This window comes from Pseudomonas putida (genome assembly GCF_002025705.1).
Taxonomy (GTDB): domain Bacteria; phylum Pseudomonadota; class Gammaproteobacteria; order Pseudomonadales; family Pseudomonadaceae; genus Aquipseudomonas; species Aquipseudomonas putida_J.
This window is the reverse complement of the sequence record NZ_CP018846.1, coordinates 3,850,791-3,877,132: the sequence shown is the minus strand read 5'-3', so window position 1 is coordinate 3,877,132 and position 26,342 is coordinate 3,850,791. Positions and strand designations below refer to the sequence as shown.

Sequence of the window (26,342 nt, the reverse complement as noted above, 5' to 3'; positions counted from 1 at the left end):
CTATTCGCTGGTGAGGGCTTTGACCGGGTCGAGTCGGGCGGCTTTGCGGGCTGGCATGAAGCCGAACGCGACGCCGGTGAGAACGGCGCAGGAGAAAGCACCGAGCATGGCAGGCAGGGTAAAGGCCACGGCAACCTTGCCCAGCATCAATGCGCCGCCGATCAGCAGGGCCAGGCCGATGCCGGCCATGCCGCCGACCATCGACAGCATCACCGCCTCGCTGAGGAACTGGCGCAGAATGTCGTGCTGGCGCGCACCGGTGGCCATGCGGATGCCGATTTCGCGGGTGCGCTCGCGCACGGTCATGAGCATGATGTTCATCACCCCGATGCCACCGACCAGCAGCGAGATCGCGGCAATCGCCCCGAGCATCAGCGACAGGCTGTTCTGGGTGCGGGCCTCGGCCTGGATCAGTGCGGCCGAGTTGGTCAGTTCGAAATCGTGACGGCCCTGGTGACGCTGGCGCAGCAGGCGGTCGACAGCGGCTTCGGTTTCATCGACCCGCGCGGCGTCGGCAGCAGCGACGGTAATGTAATCGGGGTCGCGCTGGCCGAACAGGCGGATCGCCGCTGCCGAGTAGGGCACCACGATGCGCCCATCGGCATCCTGGTCGCCGGAACTCGCGCCTTTGCCGGCGAGAATGCCAATGACCTGGAACGGCACATTGCCGATCAGGATGTACTGGCCGAGCGGGTCGCGGTCAGGTTCGAGCATCTTCTCCCGGACCTTCTGGCCGATCACGGCCACCGCTGCGCCACTGGCTTCGTCGGCGTCGGTGAAGAACGCCCCTTCGACTGCCGGCCAGTTGAAGATCAGCGGGAACTGGTTGTTGTTGCCACCCACGTAGAAACGCTGGCTGTTGTTGCCGTGGCGCACCATCACCTTTTCGCCCAGCACCGGCATGATCTGCCTGACCTGCGGCAGTTGGCCGATGGCCGCGACGTCGTCGAGGGTAATGGTGCCGGCAGGTTCGCCCAGTGTGGCGGGCTTGCCGTTGAGGTAGAGGATGTTCGATCCGAAGGCGGCCATCTGCGCCATCACCTGGCGCTTGCTGCCTTCGCCGACGGCCAGCATGACCACCACCGAGGCAACCCCGATTATGATCCCGAGCAGGGTCAAGGCGGTGCGAAAGCGGTTCACCCACATCACCCGCCAGGCGGCTTGCAGGGCTTCAGTCAGCTCGCCTTTCCAGGCGCCGCGCAGGGTTGCGCCGCGGTCCAGGCGCTGGCGCAGGTCATCGGCCTGCAGCCCTTGGCGGGGAAGGCTGGACGCCTGGTCGGTCGCGGTGTCGCTGATCATCTGGCCGTCGCGGATCTCGATTACCCGCTGTGCCCGCGCCGCCACCTTGTGGTCGTGGGTGATCAGGATGATCACGTGGCCCTGGCTGGCCAGTTCGTCGAGCAGCGCCATGACTTCGGTGCCGCTGTGGCTGTCGAGCGCACCGGTGGGTTCGTCGGCAAGGATGATATGGCCACCGTTCATCAGCGCCCGGGCGATCGACACCCGTTGCTGCTGGCCACCCGAAAGCTGATGCGGGCGGTTTGCGCTGCGGCTGGCCAGGCCCAGGCGGGCGAGCAGGGCAGCGGCGCGGGCATGCCGTTCACTGGCGGGAGTGCCGGCATAGATGGCCGGCATTTCGACGTTTTCCTGGGCCGAGCCTGAAGGGATCAGGTGGTAGCCCTGGAACACGAAGCCAAACGCCTCGCGGCGCAGCCAGGCCAGTTCGTCGTTACCCAGCTCGGCCACGTTCTTGCCGGCGAAGCGGTAGCTGCCTGAAGTCGGGCGATCCAGGCAGCCGAGTATGTTCATCAAGGTTGATTTGCCCGACCCGGAGGCCCCGACGATGGCGACGAACTCCCCGGGGTGGATGCTCAGGCTGATGCCGCGTAATACATCGACCTTGGGGCTGTCCTGGCCGCCGTAGGATTTGCGGATATCGACCAGCTCGATCAGCGGTGCGCTCATTCAGCCCCCGCTGGCGCTGGGGGCGCCCATCAGCAGTTGTTCACCTTCGCTGAGCCCGTCCAGCACCTGAACCCGCAGGCGGTCGCTGAGGCCGGTGCGCACCTGGCGCTGCACCACCTTGCCGTGCGGGTCGAGCACTCGTGCCGTGAACAGGCTGCCATTGTTGTCCAGCGCGGCAAGTGGCACGGTCAGCACCTGGCTGGCCTGGCCAGCAACGAAGAACACCTGGGTGGTCATGTCGGCCATCAAGGCGCCATCCGGGTTGTCGACATCCAGCAGCACGGTGTACTGCACCACCTGGTTGCCAGTACTGCCGGCGCTGGCCGGGCTGCCGCCGCCCTGGCTGGCCTGCTCGAGCGGCTTGGGCGGGATCGGCAGAATCTGCCGCACGGTGCTGCTCCAGCGGCGCTTGCCACCGGACAGCGTGGTGAAATAGGCGGTCATGCCCGGCTTGACCTTGCCGATGTCGGCTTCGGAGACCTGGGCCCACACGGTCATGGGCGACAGTTTGGCGATGCGCAGGATCAGCGGGGTGCGTTGCTGGGCGTTGAGGGTCTGGCCCTCGCGGGCGTCGACGGCAACCACCGTGCCGTCCATCGGCGCATAGATGCGCGTGTAGCCCAGTTCCGCCTCGTCGCTGCGCAGGCTGGCCTGGGCCTGGCGAATCTGGGCCTGGAACATGTCGATACGCGCCTGGGTCACCTTGAGCTGGGCAGCCGCGGCCTGTAGGTCTTCATCACGGGTGGCGCCAGCGGCGGCAAGATCGCGCTGGCGCTTGAGTTGCTGGCTGGCCAGCTCGAATTGCGCGCGCTGTTCGGCGAGCTGGGCCTTGAGGTTGTCGATCGAGAAGCGCCCGGCATCCAGCCGCGCCTGCTGGGTGGAGGGGTCGATCTCGACCAGCAGTTGCCCCTGGCGCACCGGGTCGCCCGCTTCCACGTGCAGTTTGCGGATCTGCCCGGAGGCCTGGGCGCCCACATCCACGTAACGCCTGGGCTGCAAGGTGCCCAGGGCTGTCACGCTGCTTTCGATGTCTGCCCGTGTGACCGTGACAGTACCAAGCGGTTGAGCGCCGAAGGGCAGGGCTTGCCAGGCCAGCAGGCAGCCCAGGCTCAGCAGGCCCGCGGCAGCGAGGGTGAACCGGCGACGGGGTGAGGTTGAACGGCTCATGCGGACTTCCAGCCTGGGTAGTGGTCACGCGCCGCCAATCGTGGTGCGCATCGAAGTCCCAGATAAACGAAGGCTGGCCCGGCGGATTTAGCCTGAATGAGAGGGTGGCGGGCGTGTTGCTGAGAATAGTTATAATTTGTACTATCACAGCCCGGTGTCACTCAGTCCCGCACGTGGGTTGCATGGACGATTTCAGGTGCTGTTGTGGAACATTACTATCGCGAACTGGTGAGCTTCCTTAGTGCGCGCCTGGGCAATCGCCAGGCTGCGGAGGACGTTGCCCATGATGCCTATCTGCGTGTGCTGGAGCGTACCTCAAGCGGGCAGATCGAGCATCCGCGAGCGTTCCTCTACCGTACTGCGCTCAACCTGGTGATCGACAGGCACCGGCGCCATCAGGTTCGCCAGGCCGAATCACTGGATACGCTGGATGCCGACGGGCGCTTTCTCAGTGCAGAATTGCAGCAGGACATGCAGCTCGATCAGCGTCTGGCCTTGATGCAAAAGGCCCTGGATGAACTGAGCAAGGTTTGCCGGGACTGCTTTCTGTTGCGCAAGATCGATGGCCTGTCACACCAGCAGATCGCAGAGCGCCTGGGTATCTCCCGCAGCCTGGTGGAAAAGCACATCGTCAATGCCATGAAGCATTGCCGTGTGCGCATGCGGCAGTGGGAGTCCTGAACGCGGGGTGAAGGGCAGGTGAAAATTCTGTGTGATGGCCACTTGATTTCTCCCGCTTTCCCGACAACTATCTAGATTGACCCCTCCAGGTGCAGCCCTGGCGGTTGCCTGTTTCTGGCGCAGTTTGGTCAGGGAGCTTTCCCTAATTCACCTGACGGCCCAGGTCCGACAATGACAAACAAGACCCTGCGCATCCTGATTGCCGACGAGCACCCGCAGCAGCGCCTGCAGCTGGAAAAACTGCTCAATGGCCTTGGTTATTACCGGATTGCCCCGGTCGAATCTTTTGAAGAGTTGCAGCGCCTGGTGCAGTGCGCCTTGCAACCGTTCAACCTGCTGCTGGGCAACATCGAACTGGCCAGCCATGCTGGCGTCGATCTGGCGCGTTTCTGCCGGGTCAGTACGCAGATCCAGCATGCCCTGCTTTACCATTCGCACCACTTGAAGGTGCCAGTGGTGCCGCAAACCGAGCGCCAGGCCGTCAGCGTGAGCTTGCCGCAGGTGCCCGACAACGATGCGTTGCAATCCTTCATGGCGATCATCGACAGCCCCGTGCTGGTTGGCACGATAGCCCTGCCTTCCGGGCTTGCTGCTGGCGCCGTTCATGCGCGCAAACCGCGAAACTTCGGCCACACCGTCTTCAGCCGTTAGTGGCTCAGGTGGGGCAAGGTGGCGGGCATTTGTTATCCTCTTGCCCTTTGCCGATCTGCGGACTTCTGCCATGACTGCCATCGATACCGCTCGCCCGCCCCGGTTCAGCCGCGGCGACCACCGGACCCTGGGCCTGGCGGCACTGGGCGGCGCGCTGGAAATCTATGATTTCATCATCTTCGTGTTCTTTGCCCTGACCCTCAGCCAGCTGTTCTTCCCGCCGGAAATGCCCGAATGGCTGCGTCTGCTGCAGAGCTTCGGCATCTTCGTTACCGGCTACTTGGCGCGGCCGCTGGGCGGCATCCTGATGGCCCATTTTGCCGACCACCTCGGGCGCAAGCGGGTGTTCAGCCTGAGCATCCTGATGATGGCCTTGCCGTGCCTGCTGATCGGGGTGATGCCGACCTATGCCGACATTGGCTATGCGGCACCGTTGATCCTGCTGGCGCTGCGCATCCTGCAGGGCGCTGCGGTGGGCGGTGAAGTGCCGAGCGCCTGGACCTTCGTCGCCGAGCATGCGCCAAACGGGCGTCGTGGCTATGCACTGGGCTTCCTGCAGGCGGGGCTGACCTTTGGCTACCTGCTGGGCGCACTGACGGCGACACTGCTGGCGCAAGTGTTCACGCCGCAGGAGATTCTCGATTATGCCTGGCGTTACCCGTTCCTGCTGGGTGGGGTGTTTGGTGTGATTGGTGTATGGCTGCGCCGCTGGCTCAGCGAGACCCCGGTGTTCCTGGCCCTGCGCGAGCGTCAGGAGCGGCCGGTGCAGTTTCCGCTGCGGCGGGTGCTCGGCGAGCACCGTTCGGCGTTGATCCCGGCGGCACTGCTGACCTGCGTGCTGACTTCTGCAGTAGTGGTACTGGTGGTGATTACCCCGACAGTGATGCAGCAACGCTTTGGCATGACGGCGGGGCATACCTTCGCCCTGAGCAGCGTAGGCATCGTCTTCCTCAATATCGGCTGCGTGCTGGCCGGGTTGCTGGTCGACCGCCTGGGTGCCTGGCGCGCACTGATGATCTACAGCCTGCTGCTGCCGCTGGGCATCGGTGCGCTGTACGCCAGCCTGGTGGGGCAGTGGGGCATGACCTGGCTGGCCTATGCCTTGGCCGGGCTGGCCTGTGGCGTGGTGGGGGTGGTGCCGTCGGTGATGGTCGGGCTGTTCCCGGCCGAGATCCGCGTTTCGGGGATTTCCTTCACGTACAACGTGGCTTACGCGCTTTGGGCCAGTACCACGCCGCTGGCCTTGATCGCGCTGATGCCGTGGAGCCCGTGGGTGTGTGTCGGCTTCTGTCTGATCATGGGCATGGTGGGGGTGATGACCGCAGTGCACTTCGGTCGTCGCACGCGCTTGTACTGCGCACAGCCCACGGCAACCACAATGTCCTGAGTCACGGTGTTCCGGGCGCATCGAACGGCCTACAGGGCATGTAAGCTATTCGTTCAAGCAAAGGCCAAAGGCCCACATAACGCGTCTCTGCGCGAGGGTAGATTGCAGCGGTGGTTCACTGCCGAACATCATTCTGCCTTCTGGAGACAAGCGCCATGTACAGATTTCACGTGAAGTGGAAGACTCGCGAACAACTGCCCGATATTCCTCCGAACATGCTCTTTTCGGGTATTCATCATGATGCCCCCACGCCTGAGAGCGTTGTCGCTCCGACGACTCCTGTAATTACATGGGAGAAAAACGTCGCGTGTGTGTTTGACGACAAAGACCATCACGATGTGGCCTGGCTTGTGGTTTACGGCGGCGGGGTCAATTTGACCGGCGCCCAAAAACTGGCTGACTTTCGCCATGTCGTCGACATTCGCGAAGCACCGACAGGCGTATCCATGATGCTGATCGATTCGAGTGATCGGCAATTTGAAGTCTCCCATCTTTCATTGGACCAGTTGGATGGAAGAGAAGGGGCTGCGGGGCCTACTGAAGGTCTTCCGACCGGCATCCCGTTCTGCCTGCGCAATGGCCATGATTATCTCGTCGCTGATGAAGCGGGTGTGCGCATGGCCGCACTGGCTGATCCGCTTGCGATGCGCTGGGAGTACAAAAACGGGACGTTGACTCATGTTGCTTCGCGGCAAGTTCTCGGCATGGGAATCCGCTGTAAGCCTGTAGTGCTGGGCAGTGACAAGTGGCATTTATCCCCGCGGGGAGCATTATTTTATGACAACAGCACGCAAAGCTTGTGTGCTGATGGTTTGAATGGTGATCTTTGGTTGCAAGAGCAGGGTGCAGCATCGCCGGAAACACAGTGGCAAGTTGTACTGCCTGATGTGGCGGTGCGTGAGAGGGCCGCCGGGATGGTAGTCAATAAGCTTGTTCTACGGGTGCAGGTTGCCAATGATTATCGTGCCGGTACCAGCGACAGTGTGCGGTTCTCCATCAATGGAAGTTCTCATCGTCAGTTTCTGGCCGGCAATTTCGAACGCGGTTCGGTATTACAGGTTGAAGTGGACTTGTCAGCCATGTTTCCTGGGCGAACGATATATGCCGATGAGCTACAGACAGTAGCGTTGTATCAAGAGAGCAGCCATGGTTATGGCCCCGCCTGGCGCATGAATGCGCTGGATCTTGTGGTCAACGAGCTTCTCAGCAATCGGCTCCTGGGGTCTCAAGGGCCTTGGCTGCTGCCAGGGCGCGGAGCCTCATGGAAGGGGGCGCTAAACTGGCTTGATTGGCGACGCGAGGGGCAAGATGGACCACTGGACTTTGCAGGTTTTACTTACCCGGTGCAGTGGAAGCAAATGCTGGGCGACTGGCTCGCCTGGCGTTCGTACGACCCCAGTAGCATTGAGGGCATATGCCAATTGATTGGCGAGCAGCACGGCAGAATCCTCGCCTATGATCTGAAGCATAAGTGCCCGATCTACCTGGAGCCTAGTTCCGATGCTGACTCATATACCTGGGTCTACACGCCGCAAGGCAGCATCATTGTCAAATGGTGGGACAAGGTCGCGCCGCAAAGCGCGTATGTTCGCCATAGCCAGTTGGGAGGGGGGCAGCCGGTAATCTGTGCTGGCGAAATGAAGATTTCCAGGCAGGCCGGTCAAATGGCCGTGCAAGATCTTCTGGGTATGATCAATGATGCTTCGGGCCACTACCAACCTGATGGCGGAGCGTGCTTGGGGCACGTGCTCGAGCGGCTTGAACAACTAGGGCTGGACACCAGTGCGACGCAAGTGCACTCCAGGCGTTGAAATTGAAGCTTTGCTGCCGGGCCAGGCATAAGAAAGCCCCGAACTCTGCGAACGGGGCTTCTTTTGCAATGGCAGGGCTTGCTTACATGTTCGGGTAGTTCGGCCCGCCGGCGCCTTCAGGGGTGACCCAGGTGATGTTCTGGGCCGGGTCCTTGATGTCGCAAGTCTTGCAGTGCACGCAGTTCTGCGCGTTGATCTGGAAGCGCTTGCTGCCGTCCTCCTGGCTGACCACTTCGTACACGCCCGCCGGGCAGTAGCGCTGGGCCGGCTCGTCGTACAACGGCAGGTTGCTGGCGATCGGCACGTTCGGGTCGGTCAGTTTCAGGTGGCAGGGTTGTTCCTCTTCGTGGTTGGTGCTGGAGAGGAATACCGAGCTGAGCTTGTCGAAGCTGAGTTTGCCGTCCGGTTTCGGGTAGTCGATCTTCTTCGACTCTGCCGCGAGCTTGAGGCAGGCGTAGTCGGGCTTGGTGTCGTGCAGGGTGAAGGGCAGCTTGCCGCCGAACCAGTTCTGGTCGACATAGTTGAACGCGCCACCGAGCAGCGGGCCGAACTTGTGCAGTGCCGGGCCGAAGTTGCGGCTGGCGAACAGTTCTTCGTACAGCCAGCTGGCCTTGAAGGCGCTGACGTAGCCATTGAGCTGGTCGCCGCCCTCGCTGCCGGCGATCAGTGCGTCGGCGACCGCTTCGGCAGCAAGCATGCCGGACTTCATCGCGGTGTGGCTGCCCTTGATCTTGGAGAAGTTCAAGGTGCCGAGGTCGCAGCCGATCAGTGCGCCGCCGTTGAAGACCATCTTCGGCAGCGAGTTCAGGCCGCCCTTGCAGATGGCGCGAGCACCATAGCTGATGCGCTTGCCGCCTTCGAGATACTGCTTCATCACCGGGTGGTGCTTGAGGCGCTGGAATTCGTCGAACGGCGACAGGTAGGGGTTGGCGTAGGACAGGTCGACGATCAGGCCGACCACCACCTGGTTGTTTTCCAGGTGATAGAGGAACGAACCGCCGGTGTTGTCCTTGCTGGTCACGTCCAGCGGCCACCCAGCGGTGTGCACCACCAGGCCCTGCTCGTGCTTGGCCGGGTCGATTTCCCAGATTTCCTTGAGGCCGATGCCGTAGTGCTGGACGTCGGATTCGCTGTCGAGGTCGAAGCGCTTGATCAGCTGCTTGCCGATATGGCCACGGCAGCCTTCGGCGAACAGGGTGTACTTGGCGCGCAGCTCCATGCCCGGAGTGTACAGGCCGTCTTTCGGGTTGCCTTCACGGTCGACGCCGAGGTCGCCAGTGACGATGCCGCGCACAACGCCGTTTTCATCGAACAGCGCTTCCTGGGCCGCGAAGCCAGGGTAGATTTCCACGCCCAGGTTCTCGGCCTGCTGGGCCAGCCAGCGGCACAGGTTGCCCAGGGAGATGATGTAGTTGCCGTGGTTGTGCATGGTCTTGGGCACGAACAGGTCCGGGACCTTGGTCGAGCTGCCGGCGTCCTTGAGCACATAGATATCGTCGCGCTTCACTTCAGTGTTGAGCGGCGCGCCGAGCTCTTTCCAGTCAGGGAACAGCTCGTTCAGGGCGCGGGGTTCGAAGACCGCGCCGGAAAGAATATGAGCACCTACTTCGGAGCCTTTTTCCACCACGCAGACGCTGATCTCGCTACCGGCTTCGGCGGCCTTCTGCTTCAGGCGGCAGGCGGCGGACAGGCCCGCGGGGCCTGCGCCGACGATGACCACGTCGAATTCCATGTATTCGCGTTCCACAGGTTCTCTCCTACTCATCAAGGCTCGTGCTGTTGCTTTGTCTTATGGGTGCTTGCGTGCGGGGCGCTTCACTGGCGCGAAACTGTAGCTACGCAATGGACGGACTACACCGTTTTGTCTTGGCGCGCATTATATCTACACCACTTGGCGGGTCCAATACAAACGTTTGTTTGAATTTGCCGGAGCCCAGTAAAATCACAGGAACACGGCTGGAGGGTGACCGATTTGCCGTATTGACCGGATTGGGTGTTACGGTCAAGATACGAGCGGTTTTACGTTCGCCGTAGGCTTGCAGCCGGGCGCAGGTACACCTCTAAAGACCAGGTGTGGAGCAGGGTTTTGCGGCTTTTGGCCGGTTTGTAGTGGAGTTTACACGCCACGACAGAAAATGACCCGTGGGTATTTGCCGCAACAGTCGCGACAAGACTGTTCGGTCACCATGAAGTTTGCCCCTCCCGGTACGTTTTTAGAGGTGCCCTTGTACCCACGCGCATCGCCGGGCTCAGCCCCAGGCGACTATCTATTCACCGGAGAGTAACGAGGAATCCATGAAGGTTCTTGTAGCTGTCAAACGAGTGGTCGACTACAACGTCAAGGTTCGCGTCAAGGCGGACAACTCCGGCGTCGACCTTGCTAACGTCAAAATGTCCATGAACCCCTTCTGCGAAATCGCCGTGGAAGAAGCCGTACGCCTGAAGGAAAAGGGCGTCGCGACCGAGATCGTCGTCGTCTCCGTCGGCCCGACCACTGCTCAGGAGCAGCTGCGTACTGCCCTGGCCCTGGGTGCCGACCGTGCCATCCTGGTCGAAGCCTCTGACGAGCTGAATTCCCTGGCCGTGGCCAAGGCACTGAAAGCCGTTGTCGACAAAGAGCAGCCACAGCTGGTCATCCTCGGCAAGCAGGCCATCGACAGTGACAACAACCAGACCGGCCAGATGCTGGCTGCGCTGACCGGCTTCGCCCAGGGCACCTTCGCCTCCAAGGTCGAAGTCGCTGGCGACAAGCTGAACGTCACCCGTGAAATCGATGGCGGCCTGCAGACCGTATCGCTGAACCTGCCAGCCATCGTCACCACCGACCTGCGCCTGAACGAGCCACGCTACGCGTCGCTGCCGAACATCATGAAGGCCAAGAAGAAGCCGCTGGAAACCGTCACGCCAGACGCGCTGGGCGTTTCCCTGGCCTCCACCACCAAGACCCTGAAGGTTGAAGCCCCGGCTGCCCGCAGCGCTGGCATCAAGGTCAAATCGGTGGCCGAACTGGTCGAGAAGCTGAAGAACGAAGCGAAGGTAATCTAAATGACTATCCTGGTTGTCGCTGAATACGAAAAAGGTGCCGTAGCCCCGGCCACCCTGAACACTGTCGCCGCTGCCGCCAAGATTGATGGTGATGTGCACGTGCTGGTCGCTGGCCAGAACGTCGGTGGCGTCGCCGAATCCGCTGCCAAGATCGCAGGCGTGGCCAAGGTGCTGGTTGCCGATAACGCCGCCTACGCCCACGTGCTGCCGGAAAACGTCGCGCCGCTGATCGTCGAGCTGGCCAAGGGCTACAGCCACGTGCTGGCCCCGGCTACCACCAACGGCAAGAACATCCTGCCGCGCGTTGCCGCGCTGCTGGACGTGGACCAGATTTCCGAGATCATCTCGGTCGAATCCGCCGACACCTTCAAGCGCCCGATCTACGCCGGTAACGCCATTGCCACCGTGCAATCGAGCGCGGCCATCAAGGTCATCACTGTGCGTACCACCGGCTTCGACGCCGTGGCCGCTGAAGGTGGCTCGGCTGCCGTCGAAGCGGTGGCTGCGGCGCACAACGCCGGTATCTCGGCCTTCGTTGGCGAAGAGCTGGCCAAGTCCGACCGTCCAGAGCTGACTGCTGCCAAGATCGTCGTTTCCGGCGGCCGTGGCATGGGCAACGGTGACAACTTCAAGCACCTGTACAGCCTGGCCGACAAGCTCGGCGCCGCTGTCGGTGCCTCGCGCGCCGCGGTCGACGCGGGCTTCGTGCCGAACGACATGCAGGTCGGCCAGACCGGCAAGATCGTTGCCCCTCAGCTGTACATCGCCGTCGGTATCTCCGGCGCGATCCAGCACCTGGCCGGCATGAAGGATTCCAAGGTGATCGTCGCGATCAACAAGGATGAAGAAGCGCCGATCTTCCAGGTAGCCGATTACGGCCTGGTCGCAGACCTGTTCGAAGCCGTTCCAGAGCTGGAAAAGCTGGTCTGATCCGCCTGCTTCACTTATAAAGAAGCCCGGCCCTCACAATGAGGGCCGGGCTTTTTTGTTGCCGTGCAAGGAGTGAAGGATGGTGTTGCGCAACGCGGGCAAGGTGCTGGCATGCATGGTGGCAATGCTGTCGCCAATGGTGATGGCGGCAGGTAAGTGCGAGCGCCTGGTGGCGACTGGCAGCCCGGACGCACCGCCATACTCCTGGCAGGACCCAAGCGACCCGAAACACCTGATCGGCGCCAATGTCGACCTGTTGCGCCAGGTTCTCGGCGAGCTGGGGGTGAAAGTCGAGGTACTCAGTGCCGGTCGTCGCGATCAGGCGCTGGAAGAGGTGCGCAGCGGGCGCATGGACCTGCTGCTCGATACCCCCATGCAAGTGGAGCAGCTGACCGCGCTGGACTACATTCATCCACCCCTGCAGCTCAATGAATACCTGGTCTGGACCCGCCATGACGCCGCGCTGGAGTTCGATGGCCCGGCTGACCTGGCCAGGTATCAGGGCAGCCTGTCCGAGCGCGCGCGCCTGACCCCTGCGTTCACTGCCTTCGCCAAGGCCCAGCTCAAGCTGGTGCCGGCGCAAAACCTCACCCAGGCCTTCCAGAAACTGGTGCTGGGCCAGGTCGACTATGTGTTGGCCGGGCGCTATTCGGGCATGGCCATGACCCAGGGCCTGGGCATGAGTAACAATCTCATCGCGCGCGGCTTGCCGGTGGATCGCCCGGGCCTGTACCTGGCCGTGTCGCACAATTCGGCCTGCAATGACGCGTGGTTGCGTGGGCAACTGGCAAAAAAGCTGACAGAATTGCCGATCTCCGGCGCGTCCGAAGCCGTACTGCAACGTAATGTCGAGCGTTGGAAAGCGCAGATGCAAGTGCAGGCGGACGCCCCAAAACATTAGGAAGAGTGCGTGAAAACCCAATCCCTGATCCTAGCCGTGGCCATGCTCGGCCTGGCTGGCTGCGCCAACGACCCGGCGCCCAATGAGCAGATGCGAATTTCCGAGCAGGCGCTGGAGCAAGCCAAGGCTGTCGGTGCCACCGACCAGGTCGAGGCGCTGAAACTGGCCGAAGACAAGTTCGCCCGGGCCAAGACCAACATGCTGACCGAGGACTACCGTGACGCGCGCATGCGTGCTGAGCAGGCCGAGCTGGACGCACGCCTGGCCGAGGCGCAGGTGCTGAACCAGAAAAGCGAAGAGCAGCTTCAGTTGCTGCAATCGCGGGTCAAGCGCCTGCGCAAGCAGCTGGAGGTGCAGCCATGATGCGCCTCAATGCGAAAGCCGCACTGGCACTGCTGGTGCTGACGGCTGGCCTGCAGGGTTGTGCCAGCCAGCGCAGTTCGGCGGCGCTGGATGACGCGACCGCGGCCTTCCAGAGGGTCAAGGACGATGCCGACGTGCTGCGCAGTGCCCCGCGTGATGTGGTCCGTGCCGGTGAGTCGCTGTCCCGCGCCGAGCGCCTGTCCAGCTACATCGGCACGGGCAGCGACGTGCGTCATTATGCCTACCTGAGCCAGCGCTACAGCGAGATCGCCAGTGAGCACGCCAAGCTGGCGCTGAATGAGGAGCGTCGGGCCAAGCTCGACCTCGAACGCCAGCGCCTGCAGCTGGCTCTGCGTGAGGCCAAACTGGACAGTGTGCAGCAGCAGGGTAAATGGCTGGAAAACCAGATTGCCGCGCTGGCCTCGGAGCAGGCTGACCGAGGCCTGGTGATGACCTTGAGCGATGTGCTGTTCGACACCGGCAGTGCCGACCTGAAGAACTCGGCCAGCCGCACCGTGCTCAAGCTGGTGCAGTTCCTCCAGCTCAATCCGCGTCGCGTTGTGCGGATCGAGGGCTATACCGACAGCACCGGTACGCCCGAGGACAATCTCAAGTTGTCGCGTGATCGTGCCCAGTCGGTGGCCGACATGCTGGTCGACCTGGGCATCGATGAGAAGCGCCTGCAAGTCGAAGGGTATGGCGATCAGTATCCGATCGAGGCCAATGCCTCGGAGCGGGGCAGGGCGCAGAACCGCCGGGTCGAGATCGTCTTCTCGGACGACAAGGGCAAGCTCGCACCGGCCCGCTGAGGATCGGATAACGGGGCCGCCTTGCGGCCTCGGGTTAATTGTTTAGACAGATGTCACACAACTCTATGGTTGACTAACTTGCCATCTGTCCCAGTACACTTTGCAACTGTTACGGTATGCTCTACCGTCAGTGTGTCGTACAAGAACAACGAGCCCGCCCGCGCGCCGAGACTGCCCCATGACCAACCTGCTGCTGTACCAGCGTATCGCCCAGCAACTGGCCGATGACATCCGTCGCGGTGTCTACCAGCCAGGCGAACGCGTACCGTCCGTGCGCAAGATGAGCGCCCAGCTCAACGTCAGCCATGCCACGGTATTGCAGGCCTACGCCAATCTCGAGGATCAGGGCCTGATTCGTGCCCGGCCGCAGTCGGGCTACTACGTGCACCAGACGCCTGCCCTGACTGCGCAGACGCCGGATATTGCCCGGGTCGAGCGCCCTGGTCTGGTGACGCGTGCCAGCATCATCCAGCAGGTATTGACCGAGGCACGGCGCGATGGCGTGTTCCCATTCGGCGCCGCCGTGCCGCACGTCGACTATCTGCCGGTGCGCGCCCTGCATCAACAAATCGCCAAGGTCACCCGCTTTCACAGCCCGCGTGCCTTCAGCTATATGTTCAGCCCCGGCTTCGAGCCGTTGCGTCGGCAGATCGCCATCCGCATGCGTGATGCTGGCGTGCTGGTCGACCCGCGTGAAGTGATCGTCACCCATGGCTGTGTCGATGCCTTGCAGATGTCGCTGCGGGTGCTGACCCGCCCGGGTGACCTGATCGCGGCCGAATCGCCGACTTACTATGGGCTTTTGCAACTGGCTGACCTCTTGGGCCTGAAGGTGATCGAGATCCCCAGTGATCCGTCTACCGGCATCAGTCTCGAAGCCTTGCAGCTGGCAGCCAATCAATGGTCGATCAAGGCCTTGGTGCTGACCACGCGCCTGAGCAACCCGCTGGGTGGCACCGTGCCTGAAGAGCGGCAGAAGCAGTTGCTGCGCCTGGCATCGGACTTCGATATCCAGATCGTCGAAGACGATATCTACGGCGAGTTGATGTTCGAGCAGGGCAAGACCAAGGCGCTCAAGGCCTTCGACCGGTTGGACCGGGTCATCTACTGCTCGAGCTTTTCCAAGACCCTTTCGCCCGGGGTGCGCGTCGGCTGGATGGTGGCGGGGCGTTATCAGGATGAAATTCAGCGCCTGCAGACCTTCACCACCCATTCGGCGTGCAGTGTGACGCAGATGGGCGTGGCGGCGTACCTGGAGAACGGTGGTTATGACCGGCACCTGCGCTATATCCGCCAGGAGTACCGCAAAAACCTCAGTGCCTACCAGCTGGCGGTGCAGCAGCATTTCCCGGAGGGTACCCAGATGACCCGGCCAACCGGCGGTTTCATCCTGTGGGTAAGCCTGCCGGGGCGGGTCAATACCCAGGAATTGCATGTGCGTGCGCTGGAGCAGGGCATCAGTATCGCGCCCGGCCTGATCTTCAGTAACACCGAGCAGTTCAACCACTGCATACGGCTCAACTGTGGCATTCCCTGGAACAAGGAGGCCGAAAGGGCAGTCATCACGCTCGGGCTGTTGGCCCAGCAATTGTGCAGAGAATCGCAGCCCTCACTTTTGTAGGCTTGCCAGCAACGGACGGAACAGAGAGCATACGCACTTTTCCAATTCCGCCTGTCTGCCGATGTCCATGAAACTGTTGCGAAGTGCTGCCCTGATAATCTGTATTGTCCCGTTCTGCCTGCCTTGTGGTGCGGTTCAGGCTGCGCAGCCAGCTGCCCAGGTGCAGGCGGTGCACGACAAGGCCAAGGGCAAGGCGCCAGCAAAGCCTGCAGCAAAGGCCAAACCGGCGAGCAGCAAGGCCAAGCCGAAGCCCAAAGCCAAGCCCAAGCCGGTCAGCAAGGCAGTCTCGCAGCCTTTGCCCAAAGCCAAATTGGACCTGAGCCTGCCGACCGACATGGTCAAGAACCTGGAGCCTGAGGTGGGCGACTCTTCGACCCGCCGCAAACCTTTGCTGCCCGCCATGTTCACGGAAAAGCCCGAAACCAGCGACAGCCCGTTTCAGCTCAATGGCCGCTTGATCAGCAACGAGATGCAGCTGCAGTTGCGTAACGATAGCCGCCACGATGTGGAAGGCGCGGCAATCGATTTCGAGTTCCGCAACTGAGCAAGTCCAACTGACTGCCGGGTCACGGCAGATTTCATCGGGCCAGTAATTTCAAACGAATGTTTGAGCGGTTACTATCCAGGGACGATCGTCCCGTTTTGTTTCAGGGAGTCCTGATTTAGCCATGAATTGTCGTGAGGGTTGTGGTGCCTGCTGCATCGCCCCGTCCATCAGCTCGGCGATGCCGCGCATGCCTCTGGGCAAGCCGGCGGGCGAGCGCTGCCTGCACCTGACTGCAGAAAATCTCTGCGACTTGTTCGGTAAGCCCGAGCGGCCGGCGGTGTGCGGCGGTTTCAAGGCGGATATCGAGGTGTGCGGCAGTGATCGCGACGAGGCGATCAGGATTCTTGGCTGGTGGGAGCAGATAACGGCGGCGTGAGAGGCTGGATCTTCGACAACAAGGATAAACATGATGAGATCGTTCAAGCGTATTGCACTGCTGTGTGGCATGGGTGTCCTGCTGGCGCCGGCTGCCTGGGCCGAAAACTGGCAGGTGGCCAAGGACGAGGAGGGGATCAAGGTCTCGCTCAGTGAGGTGCCGGGCTCCAAGTACAAGGCTTATCAGGGCGTGACCCTGATCAAGGCGCCGCTGGCCAAGGTCCAGGCGCTGCAGGAAGACGTGGCGGGGGCGTGTGCCTGGATACATGAGTGCAAGTCGCAGAAGTTGCTCAAGCATGAAGGTGACCAGAGCTGGACCTATACCCAGTTCAATACGCCGTGGCCGGTGACGCCGCGTGATTCCGTGTTGCATATCACCACCGTCAAGGGGGCTGACGGCAGCCTGACCCGCAATCTGGTCGAAGAGCCGACCTACATTCCGGAAGAAAAGGGCTTTGTGCGGGTGGCGAAGGTGCAGGGCTTCTGGAAGCTGGTGCCCAAGGGTGACGGCACCGAGGTGACCTATCAGGTGCACACCGAGCCAGGTGGTAGCGTGCCTGCGATGGTGGCCAACAAGTTCGTGGTCGATTCGCCGTTCAATACCTTGAAAGGGCTGCGCGAGCGGGCCGAGAAGAACTGAGGGCTGGTGCGGTCCATGTGGGAGCGGCCTTGTGTCGCGAAAGGGGTGCGAAGCGCCCCGGACTTCAAGGTCTACCGCAAGATCGCCGGGGCCGCGTTGCGGCCCTTTCGCGACACAAGGCCGCTCCCACAGTACTGCGCGGCTTTGAGTTGGCAATAAAAAAGGCTGCCCGAGGGCAGCCTTTTTGCGTTCGGCTCGTAGAGCTTACTTGCGGTCCTTCAGCTCGACGATGTCGCGCTGCAGTTCGCCGGTGTACAGCTGGCGAGGGCGGCCGATCTTGTACGGGCTGGAGAGCATTTCTTTCCAGTGCGAGATCCAGCCGACAGTGCGTGCCAGGGCGAAGATCACGGTGAACATGCTGGTCGGAATGCCGATCGCCTTCAGGATGATGCCCGAGTAGAAGTCGACGTTCGGGTACAGCGAGCGCTCGATGAAGTACGGATCGGTCAGGGCGATCTCTTCCAGGCGCATGGCCAGTTCCAGCTGAGGATCGTTCTTGATGCCCAGCTCGCCCAGGACTTCGTCGCAGGTCTTCTTCATCACGGTGGCGCGCGGGTCGCGGTTCTTGTAGACGCGGTGACCGAAGCCCATGAGCTTGAACGGATCGTTCTTGTCCTTGGCCTTGGCGATGTACTTGTCGATGTTCGAAACATCGCCAATTTCATCGAGCATGGTCAGGACTGCTTCGTTCGCACCGCCGTGGGCCGGGCCCCACAGTGCGGCGATACCGGCGGCGATACAGGCGAACGGGTTGGCACCCGAGGAGCCCGCCAGGCGCACGGTGGAAGTGGAGGCGTTCTGCTCGTGGTCGGCGTGGAGGATGAAGATCCGGTCCATTGCCTTGGCCAGCACCGGGCTGATCGGTTTGATCTCGCACGGGGTGTTGAACATCATGTGCAGGAAGTTTTCCGCGTACGACAGGTCGTTGCGCGGATACATCATCGGCTGGCCCATGGAGTACTTGTAAACCATCGCGGCCAGGGTCGGCATCTTGGCGACCAGGCGCACCGCGGAAATTTCGCGGTGTTGCGGGTTATTGATGTCCAGGGAGTCGTGGTAGAACGCCGACAGGGCGCCGACCACACCGCACATCACCGCCATTGGGTGAGCGTCGCGGCGGAAACCGTTGAAGAAGGACTTCAGCTGCTCGTGAACCATGGTGTGGTTCTTCACGGTGCTGACGAACTGGGCCTTCTGCTCGGCATTCGGCAGTTCGCCGTTGAGCAGCAGGTAGCAGGTTTCCAGGTAATCCGATTTCTCGGCGAGCTGTTCGATCGGGTAACCGCGGTGCAGCAGCACGCCCTTGTCGCCGTCGATGTAGGTGATCTTCGACTCGCACGAGGCGGTCGCCATGAAACCAGGGTCGAAGGTGAAGTGACCAGTGGCCCCCAACCCGCGGACGTCGATTACATCAGGACCAACGGTGCCGGTTAAAATGGGCAGCTCGACGGGGGCAGCGCCCTCGATGACCAACTGCGCTTTTTTGTCAGCCATGTGGCCTCCTATTAATGCTTGAAATCATCAGACAGCCCCCCACGCAGGGCCCGCACCACTATAGAGAAGTAAATTCGAATGTCAATTTGCCTAAAGGCTGGTTGAAACGGCCCTCAAGGCCTGATTTTTCACGAATTTCTCGCCCATTTACGCCTTTTGCTCACTAAAGGCAATCCGCTATTTGGGCTACCCCGTCACGTTGTCATAAGCAGCCTAACTGTCTATACTCGGCACCCGACTCCCAGGGGCTTGCAAGCCCGAACTGCTGGGGGTCGCCGTTCCCTGGGTGGTGGGTACCTGACCAGTACACTTACCAACAACTTTGCCCTGATTCGCTAGGGGCTCTTCAGTGTGAAAAAAGCCGTGAAAAGCCAACGACCTGTAAACCTAGACCTAAGGACCATCAAGCTTCCTGTCACTGCGTACACGTCCATTCTGCACCGTATCTCCGGCGTCATCCTGTTCCTCGGCCTTGCCATCATGCTTTATGCACTGGGCAAGTCGCTGGGTTCCGAGGAAGGCTTCGGTGAGGTGAAGGCGTGTCTGACCAGCCCGCTGGCCAAGTTCGTGACCTGGGGCCTGCTGTCCGCCCTGCTTTATCACCTCGTGGCAGGTGTACGCCACCTGATCATGGACATGGGTATCGGTGAGACGCTGGAAGGCGGCAAGCTGGGCTCGAAAATCGTGATCGTCATCTCCGTGGTGCTGATCGTTCTGGTGGGAGTTTGGGTATGGTAACCAATGTCACGAACCTGTCGCGTTCGGGCCTCTATGACTGGATGGCGCAGCGCGTATCGGCGGTCGTTCTCGCGGCTTACTTCATTTTCCTGATCGGCTACGTGGTCTGCCACCCAGGCATCGACTACACCCAGTGGCATGGTCTGTTCTCCAACAACGCGATGCGGATCTTCAGTCTGCTGGCCCTCGTTGCCCTGGGCGCTCACGCCTGGGTCGGCATGTGGACCATCGCCACCGACTACCTGACGCCAATGTCGTTCGGCAAGTCGGCGACTGCGATTCGTTTCCTGTTCCAGGCGGTATGCGGCGTTGCGATGTTCGCTTACTTTGTCTGGGGTGTGCAGATTCTCTGGGGTATCTGATCCATGGCTAGCATTCCAACCATTTCCTTCGACGCCATCATCATCGGTGGCGGCGGCGCCGGCATGCGCGCAGCGCTGCAGCTGGCCCAGGGCGGTCACAAGACTGCCGTAGTCACCAAGGTCTTCCCGACCCGTTCGCACACTGTATCCGCCCAGGGCGGCATCACCTGCGCCATCGCTTCGGCAGACCCGAACGACGACTGGCGCTGGCACATGTACGATACCGTCAAGGGTTCCGACTACATCGGTGACCAGGACGCTATCGAATACATGTGTCAGGAAGGCCCGGCTGCGGTCTTCGAACTGGACCACATGGGTCTGCCGTTCTCGCGTACCGAAACCGGTCGTATCTACCAGCGTCCGTTCGGTGGCCAGTCCAAGGACTTCGGTAAAGGTGGCCAGGCCGCCCGTACCTGCGCTGCGTCCGACCGTACCGGTCACGCGCTGCTGCACACCCTGTACCAGGGCAACCTGAAGGCAGGCACCACCTTCCTCAACGAGTACTATGCCGTTGACCTGGTGAAAAACAAGGAAGGCGCTTTCGTCGGCGTGATCGCGATCTGCATCGAAACCGGCGAAACCATGTACATCAAGTCCAAGGCCACCGTTCTGGCCACTGGCGGTGCCGGTCGTATCTACGCCTCCACCACCAACGCCCTGATCAACACCGGTGACGGTATCGGCATGGCCCTGCGTGCAGGCGTACCGGTACAGGACATCGAAATGTGGCAGTTCCACCCGACCGGCATCGCCGGCGCCGGTGTACTGGTTACCGAAGGCTGCCGCGGTGAAGGTGGCTACCTGATCAACGCCCACGGCGAGCGCTTCATGGAGCGTTACGCGCCGAACGCGAAAGACCTGGCTGGCCGCGACGTGGTCGCCCGTTCCATGGTCAAGGAAATCATCGCCGGCAACGGCGTGGGCCCGAACAAGGACCACGTACTGCTGAAGCTGGACCACCTGGGCGAGGAAGTGCTGCACAGCCGCCTGCCAGGCATCTGCGAGCTGTCCAAGACCTTCGCCCACGTCGACCCAGTGGTCGCCCCGGTTCCGGTCGTTCCAACCTGCCACTACATGATGGGCGGCGTTGCCACCAACATTCATGGCCAGGCCATCACCATGGACGAAGAAGGCAAGGATCACATCATCCCTGGCCTGTTTGCCGTAGGTGAAGTGGCGTGCGTATCGGTTCACGGTGCCAACCGCCTGGGCGGCAACTCGCTGCTCGACCTGGTGGTGTTCGGCCGTGCTGCCGGCCTGCACCTGGAGAAGGCGCTGAGCGACGGCATCGAGCACCTCGACGCCAGCGACACCGACATCGATGTTGCCCTGAGCCGTCTGAACAAGCTCAACGAGCGCTCCACTGGCGAAGACGTTGCCAGCCTCAAGCGCGAGCTGCAAAGCTGCATGCAAAACTACTTCGGTGTATTCCGTACTGGCGAATACATGCTGAAGGGTATCGAGCAGCTGGCCGGCCTGCGTGAGCGCATCGCCAACGTCAAGATCAACGACAAGTCCCAGGCCTTCAACACCGCGCGTATCGAAGCGCTGGAGCTGCAGAACCTGCTGGAAGTCGCCGAAGCTACCGCCATTGCGGCCGAAGCCCGTAAAGAGTCCCGCGGCGCTCACGCCCGTGAAGACTTCGAAGACCGTGACGACGAAAACTGGCTGTGCCACACCCTGTACTACCCGGGTGAGAAGCGCGTCGCCAAGCGTGGCGTCAACTTTGCGCCGAAGACTGTTCCAGCCTTCGAACCAAAAGTCCGGACTTACTAAGGGTGGCTGCTATGTTGAAAGTCGAAGTTTATCGTTACAACCCGGACACCGACTCGGCGCCCAAGATGGAGTCGTTCGACGTCGATACCGGCGGCAAGGACCTGATGGTGCTGGACGTGCTGGCGCTGATCAAGGAGAAGGACGAGGGTTTCTCGTACCGTCGCTCCTGCCGTGAAGGCGTTTGCGGTTCCGATGGCATGAACATGAACGGCAAGAACGGCCTGGCCTGCATCACCCCGCTGTCGGGCGTGGTCAAGGGCAACAAGCTGGTTCTGCGTCCGCTGCCAGGCCTGCCGGTCATTCGTGACCTGGTTGTCGACATGAGCATCTTCTACAAGCAGTACGAGAAGGTGAAGCCGTTCCTGCAGAACGACACGCCGGCTCCGGCCATCGAGCGTCTGCAGTCGCCGGAAGATCGCGACAAGCTGGACGGTCTGTACGAGTGCATCCTGTGCGCTTGCTGCTCGACCTCCTGCCCGTCGTTCTGGTGGAACCCAGACAAGTTCCTGGGCCCGGCCGCTTTGCTGCAGGCCTACCGCTTCCTGGCCGACAGCCGTGACACCAAGACCCAGGAGCGCCTGGCGTCCCTGGATGACCCGTTCAGCGTATTCCGCTGCCGCGGGATCATGAACTGCGTCAACGTTTGCCCCAAGGGTCTGAACCCGACCAAGGCAATCGGTCACGTACGTAACATGCTGCTGCAAAGCGGCACCTGATACAAAGAGTTGTAACTGCAGTAAGCCGAGGTGCGGGTGGTGAGCCCGCACTGAGGTAAAACCTGAGCAAGGGCCCACAAAGCTCGCGCTCGATACCTATGAAGATATGAGACCAGCAGGGGCTTTCCGGGCTGGTACCCGGAAAATCAGCAGGATCCAAGTGGCGTGGTTCAGTCGCTTTATTCGGACTTTTCCAGGTTTGCTGTGGCTCTCGCCGATCAGTCCCCTAACCGAGGGTGACCAAGCATGCAAGAAAGCGTGATGCAGCGCATGTGGGAAAGCGCCCACCTTTCAGGTGGTAACGCTGCATATGTGGAAGAGCTCTACGAACTCTACCTGCACGACCCTAACGCTGTGCCAGAAGAGTGGCGCACTTACTTCCAGAAGTTGCCCGCCGACGGCAGCACCGCTACCGATGTATCGCACTCGACGATCCGCGACCATTTCGTACTGCTGGCAAAGAACCAGCGCCGCGCCCAACCGGTTTCCGCCGGGAGCGTGAGCACAGAACACGAGAAGAAGCAGGTTGAAGTTCTGCGACTGATCCAGGCCTATCGTATGCGCGGTCATCAGGCTGCCAAGCTCGACCCGTTGGGGTTGTGGCAGCGACCTGCGCCTGTAGACCTGTCGATCAATCACTACGGCTTGACCAATGCCGATCTTGATACGACCTTCCGTGCCGGCGACCTGTTCATCGGCAAAGAGGAGGCGAGCCTACGCGAGATCTTCGAGGCACTCCAGAAGACATATTGTCGCACCATTGGCGCCGAGTTCACCCACATCGTCGACTCCGAGCAGCGCAGCTGGTTCCAGCAGCGCCTGGAAAGCGTGCGCGGCCGTCCGGAATTCTCGGCCGACGTGCAGGCACACCTGCTCGAGCGCGTGACCGCCGGTGAGGGCCTTGAGAAATACCTGGGCACCAAGTACCCAGGCACCAAGCGTTTCGGCCTCGAGGGCGGCGAAAGCCTGATCCCGATGCTGGACGAAATGATCCAGCGTTCCGGCTCCTATGGCACCAAGGAAGTCGTGATCGGCATGGCCCACCGTGGCCGCCTGAACGTGCTCGTCAACACCTTCGGCAAGAACCCGCGCGAGCTGTTCGACGAGTTCGAAGGCAAGAAGATGAACGAGCTTGGCTCCGGTGACGTGAAGTATCACCAGGGCTTCTCTTCGAACGTGATGACCCCGGGTGGCGAAGTTCACCTGGCCATGGCGTTCAACCCGTCCCACCTGGAAATCGTCTCGCCAGTGGTTGAAGGTTCGGTGCGCGCCCGTCAGGACCGTCGCAACGATACCGTGGGTGACAAGGTTCTGCCGATCTCTATCCACGGCGACGCTGCGTTCGCCGGCCAGGGCGTGGTCATGGAAACCTTCCAGATGTCGCAGACCCGCGGTTTCAAGACCGGCGGTACTGTGCACATCGTGATCAACAACCAGGTTGGTTTCACCATCAGCAACCCGCTGGACGCGCGCTCCACCGAGTACGCCACCGACGTAGCCAAGATGATTCAGGCGCCGATCCTGCACGTCAACGGTGACGATCCGGAAGCCGTGCTGTTCGTGACCCAGCTGGCCATCGATTACCGCATGCAGTTCAAGCGTGACGTGGTCATCGACCTGGTCTGCTACCGTCGCCGCGGCCACAACGAGGCCGATGAGCCGAACGGCACCCAGCCGTTGATGTACCAGCAGATCACCAAGCAGCGCACCACCCGTGAGCTGTATGCCGATTCGCTGATCCAGGCGGGCCGTATCGAGGCCGAGCGTGCTCAGGCCAAGATCGACGAATACCGCAACGCCCTGGACAACGGCCTGCACGTGGTGAAGAGCCTGGTCAAGGAGCCGAACCGCGAGCTGTTCGTCGACTGGCGTCCGTACCTGGGCCATGCCTGGACTGCGCGTCACGACACCCGCTTCGACCTCAAGACCCTGCAGGACCTGTCGGCCAAGCTGCTGGAACTGCCGGAAGGCTTCGTCGTACAGCGTCAGGTCGCGAAGATCTACGAAGACCGTCAGAAGATGCAAGCCGGTGGCTTGCCGATCAACTGGGGTTATGCAGAGACCATGGCTTACGCCACCCTGCAGTTCGAAGGTCACCCGATCCGCATGACCGGTCAGGACATCGGCCGTGGCACCTTCTCGCACCGTCACGCGGTGCTGCACAACCAGAAGGACGCCAGCACCTACGTACCGCTGAAGAACCTGTTCCCGGGCCAGCCGCGTTTCGACCTGTACGACTCCTTCCTGTCGGAAGAAGCGGTACTGGCCTTCGAATACGGCTATTCGACCACCACGCCGAATGCGCTGGTGATCTGGGAAGCCCAGTTCGGTGACTTCGCCAACGGTGCCCAGGTCGTGATCGACCAGTTCATCACCAGCGGCGAGCACAAGTGGGGCCGCCTGTGCGGTCTGACCATGCTGCTGCCACACGGTTATGAAGGGCAGGGGCCGGAGCACTCCTCCGCGCGTCTGGAGCGTTACCTGCAGCTGTGCGCCGAGCACAACATCCAGGTCTGCGTACCGACCACCCCGGCACAGATCTACCACCTGCTGCGTCGCCAGGTCATTCGCCCGCTGCGCAAGCCGCTGGTTGTCCTGACGCCGAAGTCGCTGCTGCGCCACAAGCTGGCCATCTCGACTCTGGAAGACCTGGCAGAAGGCTCGTTCCAGACCGTGATCCCGGAAATCGACAGCCTCGATCCGGCCAAGGTAGAGCGCCTGGTGCTGTGCAGCGGCAAGGTCTACTACGACCTGCTGGAAAAACGCCGTGCCGAAGGCCGCGAAGACATCGCGATCCTGCGTCTGGAGCAGCTGTATCCGTTCCCTGAGGACGACCTGGTCGAAATCCTGGCGCAATACACCAACCTCAAGCATGCGGTCTGGTGCCAGGAAGAACCGATGAACCAGGGCGCCTGGTACAGCAGTCAGCACCACATGCGCCGTATCCTGGGCCGCCACAACAAGGCGCTGGTCCTGGAATACGCCGGCCGCGACGCTTCCGCCGCGCCAGCCTGTGGTTACGCATCGAAGCACGCCGAGCAGCAGGAAAAACTGCTGCAAGACGCCTTCACTGTTTAATGCCTTCGCGCACCTGAAACCGAATTTAAGGAAACACAGATAATGGCTATCGAGATCAAAGCCCCAACCTTCCCGGAATCGGTTGCCGATGGCACCGTTGCCACCTGGCACAAGCAGCCGGGCGACGCCGTCAAGCGTGACGAGCTGATCGTAGACATCGAGACCGACAAGGTCGTCCTGGAAGTTCTGGCTACCGCCGACGGCGTGCTGGGCGCTATCGTCAAGGGCGAGGGCGACACCGTCCTGTCCGACGAAGTACTGGGTTCGATCGTTGAAGGTGGCGCTGCAGCCGCAGCTCCTGCGGCTGCCCCGGCCGCCGCTGCTCCAGCCGCTGCTGCCGCCGACGCTGGCGAAGACGACCCGATCGCAGCTCCTGCCGCGCGCAAGCTGGCTGAAGAGAGCGGTATCGATCTGGCTACCGTTGCCGGCACTGGCAAAGGCGGTCGCATCACCAAGGAAGACGTCGTCGCCGCCGTCGCCAACAAGAAGTCGGCCCCGGCTCCAGCTGCCAAGCCTGCTGCTGCCGCTGCTGCCCCGGTTGTCGTTGCCGCTGGCGACCGCACCGAGAAGCGCGTGCCGATGACCCGTCTGCGCGCCAAGATCGCCGAGCGTCTGGTCGAAGCCCAGTCGAACATGGCCATGCTGACCACCTTCAACGAAGTCGACATGACCGAAGTCATGGCCCTGCGTTCGAAGTACAAGGACCTGTTCGAGAAGACCCACAACGGCGTACGCCTGGGCTTCATGTCGTTCTTCGTCAAGGCGGCCACCGAAGCGCTGAAGCGTTTCCCGGCAGTCAACGCCTCGATCGACGGCAACGACATCGTCTACCACGGCTATGCCGACGTCGGCGTTGCCGTGTCGAGCGACCGTGGCCTGGTGGTACCGGTTCTGCGTAACGCCGAATCGATGAGCCTGGCTGAAATCGAGAACGGCATCGCCACCTTCGGCAAGAAGGCCCGTGACGGCAAGCTGGCCATCGAAGAGATGACCGGTGGTACCTTCACCATCACCAACGGCGGTACTTTCGGCTCGATGATGTCGACCCCGATCGTCAACCCGCCTCAGGCTGCCATCCTGGGCATGCACAACATCATCCAGCGCCCGATGGCCATCAACGGCCAAGTGGTTATCCGCCCGATGATGTACCTGGCACTGTCCTACGATCACCGCCTGATCGATGGCAAGGAAGCGGTAACCTTCCTGGTCACCATCAAGAACCTGCTGGAAGATCCGTCTCGCCTGCTGCTGGACATCTAACCCTCTGGCTGCGTACCGTGCCGGC

At 61.6% G+C, this 26,342-nt stretch carries 23 protein-coding genes; 19 read left to right on the top strand and 4 right to left on the bottom strand.

Annotated features, from left to right (window positions below; all coding sequences use genetic code 11):
• The gene (locus BUQ73_RS17535) at positions 1–1,965 is read right to left on the bottom strand and encodes a MacB family efflux pump subunit (protein ID WP_079229019.1); all 1,965 of its coding nucleotides are present in this window, start codon (positions 1,963–1,965) and stop codon (positions 1–3) included.
• Positions 1,966–3,132 carry an efflux RND transporter periplasmic adaptor subunit gene (locus BUQ73_RS17530; protein WP_079229018.1) on the bottom strand — a complete coding sequence of 389 codons (1,167 nt, stop codon included), beginning with the start codon at positions 3,130–3,132 and terminating at the stop codon, positions 1,966–1,968.
• A gap of 204 nt (positions 3,133–3,336) precedes the next feature.
• Here BUQ73_RS17530 and BUQ73_RS17525 point away from each other — a divergent pair, with 204 nt between their 5' ends.
• From BUQ73_RS17525 to BUQ73_RS17510, 4 genes are all read left to right on the top strand, one after another.
• The gene (locus BUQ73_RS17525) at positions 3,337–3,813 is read left to right on the top strand and encodes a sigma-70 family RNA polymerase sigma factor (protein WP_079229017.1); all 477 of its coding nucleotides are present in this window, start codon (positions 3,337–3,339) and stop codon (positions 3,811–3,813) included.
• Between the two features lie 171 nt (positions 3,814–3,984).
• Complete coding sequence (locus tag BUQ73_RS17520; protein WP_079229016.1) at positions 3,985–4,464, top strand: histidine kinase; 480 nt, start codon at positions 3,985–3,987, stop codon at positions 4,462–4,464.
• Between the two features lie 70 nt (positions 4,465–4,534).
• Positions 4,535–5,851: an MFS transporter gene (locus tag BUQ73_RS17515; RefSeq protein ID WP_079229015.1), complete on the top strand. Its 1,317-nt coding sequence runs from the start codon at positions 4,535–4,537 to the stop codon at positions 5,849–5,851.
• 155 nt (positions 5,852–6,006) lie between these two features.
• A complete protein-coding gene (locus BUQ73_RS17510; RefSeq protein WP_079229014.1) occupies positions 6,007–7,662 on the top strand; it encodes a hypothetical protein in 1,656 nt (551 codons plus the stop codon).
• Between the two features lie 82 nt (positions 7,663–7,744).
• Here the strand turns inward: BUQ73_RS17510 and BUQ73_RS17505 are convergent, their stop codons facing one another.
• Positions 7,745–9,409 (bottom strand): electron transfer flavoprotein-ubiquinone oxidoreductase, encoded by a 1,665-nt coding sequence (locus BUQ73_RS17505; protein ID WP_237772714.1) that lies wholly within the window; start codon positions 9,407–9,409, stop codon positions 7,745–7,747.
• Positions 9,410–9,957: 548 nt separating this feature from the next.
• Between BUQ73_RS17505 and BUQ73_RS17500 the strand changes: the two genes are divergently transcribed.
• The 9 genes from BUQ73_RS17500 to BUQ73_RS17460 all read left to right on the top strand — a co-directional run bounded on the left by BUQ73_RS17500 (position 9,958) and on the right by BUQ73_RS17460 (position 16,893).
• Positions 9,958–10,707, top strand: a complete 750-nt coding sequence (locus BUQ73_RS17500) for an electron transfer flavoprotein subunit beta/FixA family protein (protein ID WP_079229012.1) — start codon at positions 9,958–9,960, stop codon at positions 10,705–10,707.
• Complete coding sequence (locus BUQ73_RS17495; protein WP_079229011.1) at positions 10,708–11,637, top strand: electron transfer flavoprotein subunit alpha/FixB family protein; 930 nt, start codon at positions 10,708–10,710, stop codon at positions 11,635–11,637.
• Positions 11,638–11,716: 79 nt separating this feature from the next.
• Positions 11,717–12,538 (top strand): substrate-binding periplasmic protein, encoded by an 822-nt coding sequence (locus tag BUQ73_RS17490; RefSeq protein ID WP_079229010.1) that lies wholly within the window; start codon positions 11,717–11,719, stop codon positions 12,536–12,538.
• 9 nt (positions 12,539–12,547) lie between these two features.
• Positions 12,548–12,901, top strand: a complete 354-nt coding sequence (locus BUQ73_RS17485; protein WP_079229009.1) for a DUF4398 domain-containing protein — start codon at positions 12,548–12,550, stop codon at positions 12,899–12,901.
• Positions 12,898–13,710 (top strand): OmpA family protein, encoded by an 813-nt coding sequence (locus BUQ73_RS17480; RefSeq protein WP_079229008.1) that lies wholly within the window; start codon positions 12,898–12,900, stop codon positions 13,708–13,710. Before BUQ73_RS17485 ends, BUQ73_RS17480 begins: the two co-directional genes overlap by 4 nt.
• Positions 13,711–13,888: 178 nt before the next feature.
• Positions 13,889–15,331, top strand: coding sequence for a PLP-dependent aminotransferase family protein (locus BUQ73_RS17475; RefSeq protein WP_027921315.1), 1,443 nt, complete (start codon positions 13,889–13,891; stop codon positions 15,329–15,331).
• A 67-nt stretch (positions 15,332–15,398) separates the two neighbouring features.
• Complete coding sequence (locus tag BUQ73_RS17470; protein WP_079230581.1) at positions 15,399–15,875, top strand: hypothetical protein; 477 nt, start codon at positions 15,399–15,401, stop codon at positions 15,873–15,875.
• 124 nt (positions 15,876–15,999) lie between these two features.
• Positions 16,000–16,254: a YkgJ family cysteine cluster protein gene (locus BUQ73_RS17465; RefSeq protein WP_079229007.1), complete on the top strand. Its 255-nt coding sequence runs from the start codon at positions 16,000–16,002 to the stop codon at positions 16,252–16,254.
• Between the two features lie 33 nt (positions 16,255–16,287).
• The gene (locus BUQ73_RS17460) at positions 16,288–16,893 is read left to right on the top strand and encodes an START domain-containing protein (RefSeq protein WP_079229006.1); all 606 of its coding nucleotides are present in this window, start codon (positions 16,288–16,290) and stop codon (positions 16,891–16,893) included.
• 204 nt (positions 16,894–17,097) lie between these two features.
• Here BUQ73_RS17460 and gltA read toward each other — a convergent pair whose 3' ends face one another.
• A complete protein-coding gene (gene gltA, locus BUQ73_RS17455; RefSeq protein WP_054899921.1) occupies positions 17,098–18,387 on the bottom strand; it encodes a citrate synthase in 1,290 nt (429 codons plus the stop codon).
• 351 nt (positions 18,388–18,738) lie between these two features.
• Here gltA and sdhC point away from each other — a divergent pair, with 351 nt between their 5' ends.
• The 6 genes from sdhC (at position 18,739) to odhB (ending at position 26,317) form a co-directional block, all read left to right on the top strand.
• Positions 18,739–19,125 (top strand): succinate dehydrogenase, cytochrome b556 subunit, encoded by a 387-nt coding sequence (sdhC, locus tag BUQ73_RS17450; protein ID WP_012315350.1) that lies wholly within the window; start codon positions 18,739–18,741, stop codon positions 19,123–19,125.
• Positions 19,119–19,487: a succinate dehydrogenase, hydrophobic membrane anchor protein gene (gene sdhD, locus BUQ73_RS17445; RefSeq protein ID WP_027921320.1), complete on the top strand. Its 369-nt coding sequence runs from the start codon at positions 19,119–19,121 to the stop codon at positions 19,485–19,487. The genes sdhC and sdhD overlap by 7 nt, the downstream gene beginning before the upstream one ends.
• Positions 19,488–19,490: 3 nt before the next feature.
• Positions 19,491–21,263, top strand: a complete 1,773-nt coding sequence (sdhA, locus tag BUQ73_RS17440) for a succinate dehydrogenase flavoprotein subunit (RefSeq protein WP_027921321.1) — start codon at positions 19,491–19,493, stop codon at positions 21,261–21,263.
• 11 nt (positions 21,264–21,274) lie between these two features.
• Positions 21,275–21,979 carry a succinate dehydrogenase iron-sulfur subunit gene (locus BUQ73_RS17435; protein ID WP_012315348.1) on the top strand — a complete coding sequence of 235 codons (705 nt, stop codon included), beginning with the start codon at positions 21,275–21,277 and terminating at the stop codon, positions 21,977–21,979.
• Between the two features lie 246 nt (positions 21,980–22,225).
• A complete protein-coding gene (locus tag BUQ73_RS17430) occupies positions 22,226–25,057 on the top strand; it encodes a 2-oxoglutarate dehydrogenase E1 component (RefSeq protein ID WP_079229005.1) in 2,832 nt (943 codons plus the stop codon).
• 42 nt (positions 25,058–25,099) lie between these two features.
• A complete protein-coding gene (gene odhB, locus BUQ73_RS17425; protein WP_079229004.1) occupies positions 25,100–26,317 on the top strand; it encodes a 2-oxoglutarate dehydrogenase complex dihydrolipoyllysine-residue succinyltransferase in 1,218 nt (405 codons plus the stop codon).
• Positions 26,318–26,342: the final 25 nt, after the last annotated feature.

Excerpts from the sequence above, each read along its gene's own strand:
- BUQ73_RS17535 (WP_079229019.1), bottom strand. The coding sequence starts at position 1,965 with ATGAGCGCACCGCTGATCGAGCTGGTCGATATCCGCAAATCCTACGGC.
- BUQ73_RS17530 (WP_079229018.1), bottom strand. The coding sequence starts at position 3,132 with ATGAGCCGTTCAACCTCACCCCGTCGCCGGTTCACCCTCGCTGCCGCG.
- BUQ73_RS17520 (WP_079229016.1), top strand. The coding sequence starts at position 3,985 with ATGACAAACAAGACCCTGCGCATCCTGATTGCCGACGAGCACCCGCAG.
- BUQ73_RS17515 (WP_079229015.1), top strand. The coding sequence starts at position 4,535 with ATGACTGCCATCGATACCGCTCGCCCGCCCCGGTTCAGCCGCGGCGAC.
- BUQ73_RS17510 (WP_079229014.1), top strand. The coding sequence starts at position 6,007 with ATGTACAGATTTCACGTGAAGTGGAAGACTCGCGAACAACTGCCCGAT.
- BUQ73_RS17500 (WP_079229012.1), top strand. The coding sequence starts at position 9,958 with ATGAAGGTTCTTGTAGCTGTCAAACGAGTGGTCGACTACAACGTCAAG.
- BUQ73_RS17495 (WP_079229011.1), top strand. The coding sequence starts at position 10,708 with ATGACTATCCTGGTTGTCGCTGAATACGAAAAAGGTGCCGTAGCCCCG.
- BUQ73_RS17490 (WP_079229010.1), top strand. The coding sequence starts at position 11,717 with ATGGTGTTGCGCAACGCGGGCAAGGTGCTGGCATGCATGGTGGCAATG.
- BUQ73_RS17480 (WP_079229008.1), top strand. The coding sequence starts at position 12,898 with ATGATGCGCCTCAATGCGAAAGCCGCACTGGCACTGCTGGTGCTGACG.
- BUQ73_RS17475 (WP_027921315.1), top strand. The coding sequence starts at position 13,889 with ATGACCAACCTGCTGCTGTACCAGCGTATCGCCCAGCAACTGGCCGAT.
- BUQ73_RS17470 (WP_079230581.1), top strand. The coding sequence starts at position 15,399 with ATGAAACTGTTGCGAAGTGCTGCCCTGATAATCTGTATTGTCCCGTTC.
- BUQ73_RS17465 (WP_079229007.1), top strand. The coding sequence starts at position 16,000 with ATGAATTGTCGTGAGGGTTGTGGTGCCTGCTGCATCGCCCCGTCCATC.
- BUQ73_RS17460 (WP_079229006.1), top strand. The coding sequence starts at position 16,288 with ATGAGATCGTTCAAGCGTATTGCACTGCTGTGTGGCATGGGTGTCCTG.
- gltA (WP_054899921.1), bottom strand. The coding sequence starts at position 18,387 with ATGGCTGACAAAAAAGCGCAGTTGGTCATCGAGGGCGCTGCCCCCGTC.
- sdhD (WP_027921320.1), top strand. The coding sequence starts at position 19,119 with ATGGTAACCAATGTCACGAACCTGTCGCGTTCGGGCCTCTATGACTGG.
- sdhA (WP_027921321.1), top strand. The coding sequence starts at position 19,491 with ATGGCTAGCATTCCAACCATTTCCTTCGACGCCATCATCATCGGTGGC.
- BUQ73_RS17435 (WP_012315348.1), top strand. The coding sequence starts at position 21,275 with ATGTTGAAAGTCGAAGTTTATCGTTACAACCCGGACACCGACTCGGCG.
- BUQ73_RS17430 (WP_079229005.1), top strand. The coding sequence starts at position 22,226 with ATGCAAGAAAGCGTGATGCAGCGCATGTGGGAAAGCGCCCACCTTTCA.
- odhB (WP_079229004.1), top strand. The coding sequence starts at position 25,100 with ATGGCTATCGAGATCAAAGCCCCAACCTTCCCGGAATCGGTTGCCGAT.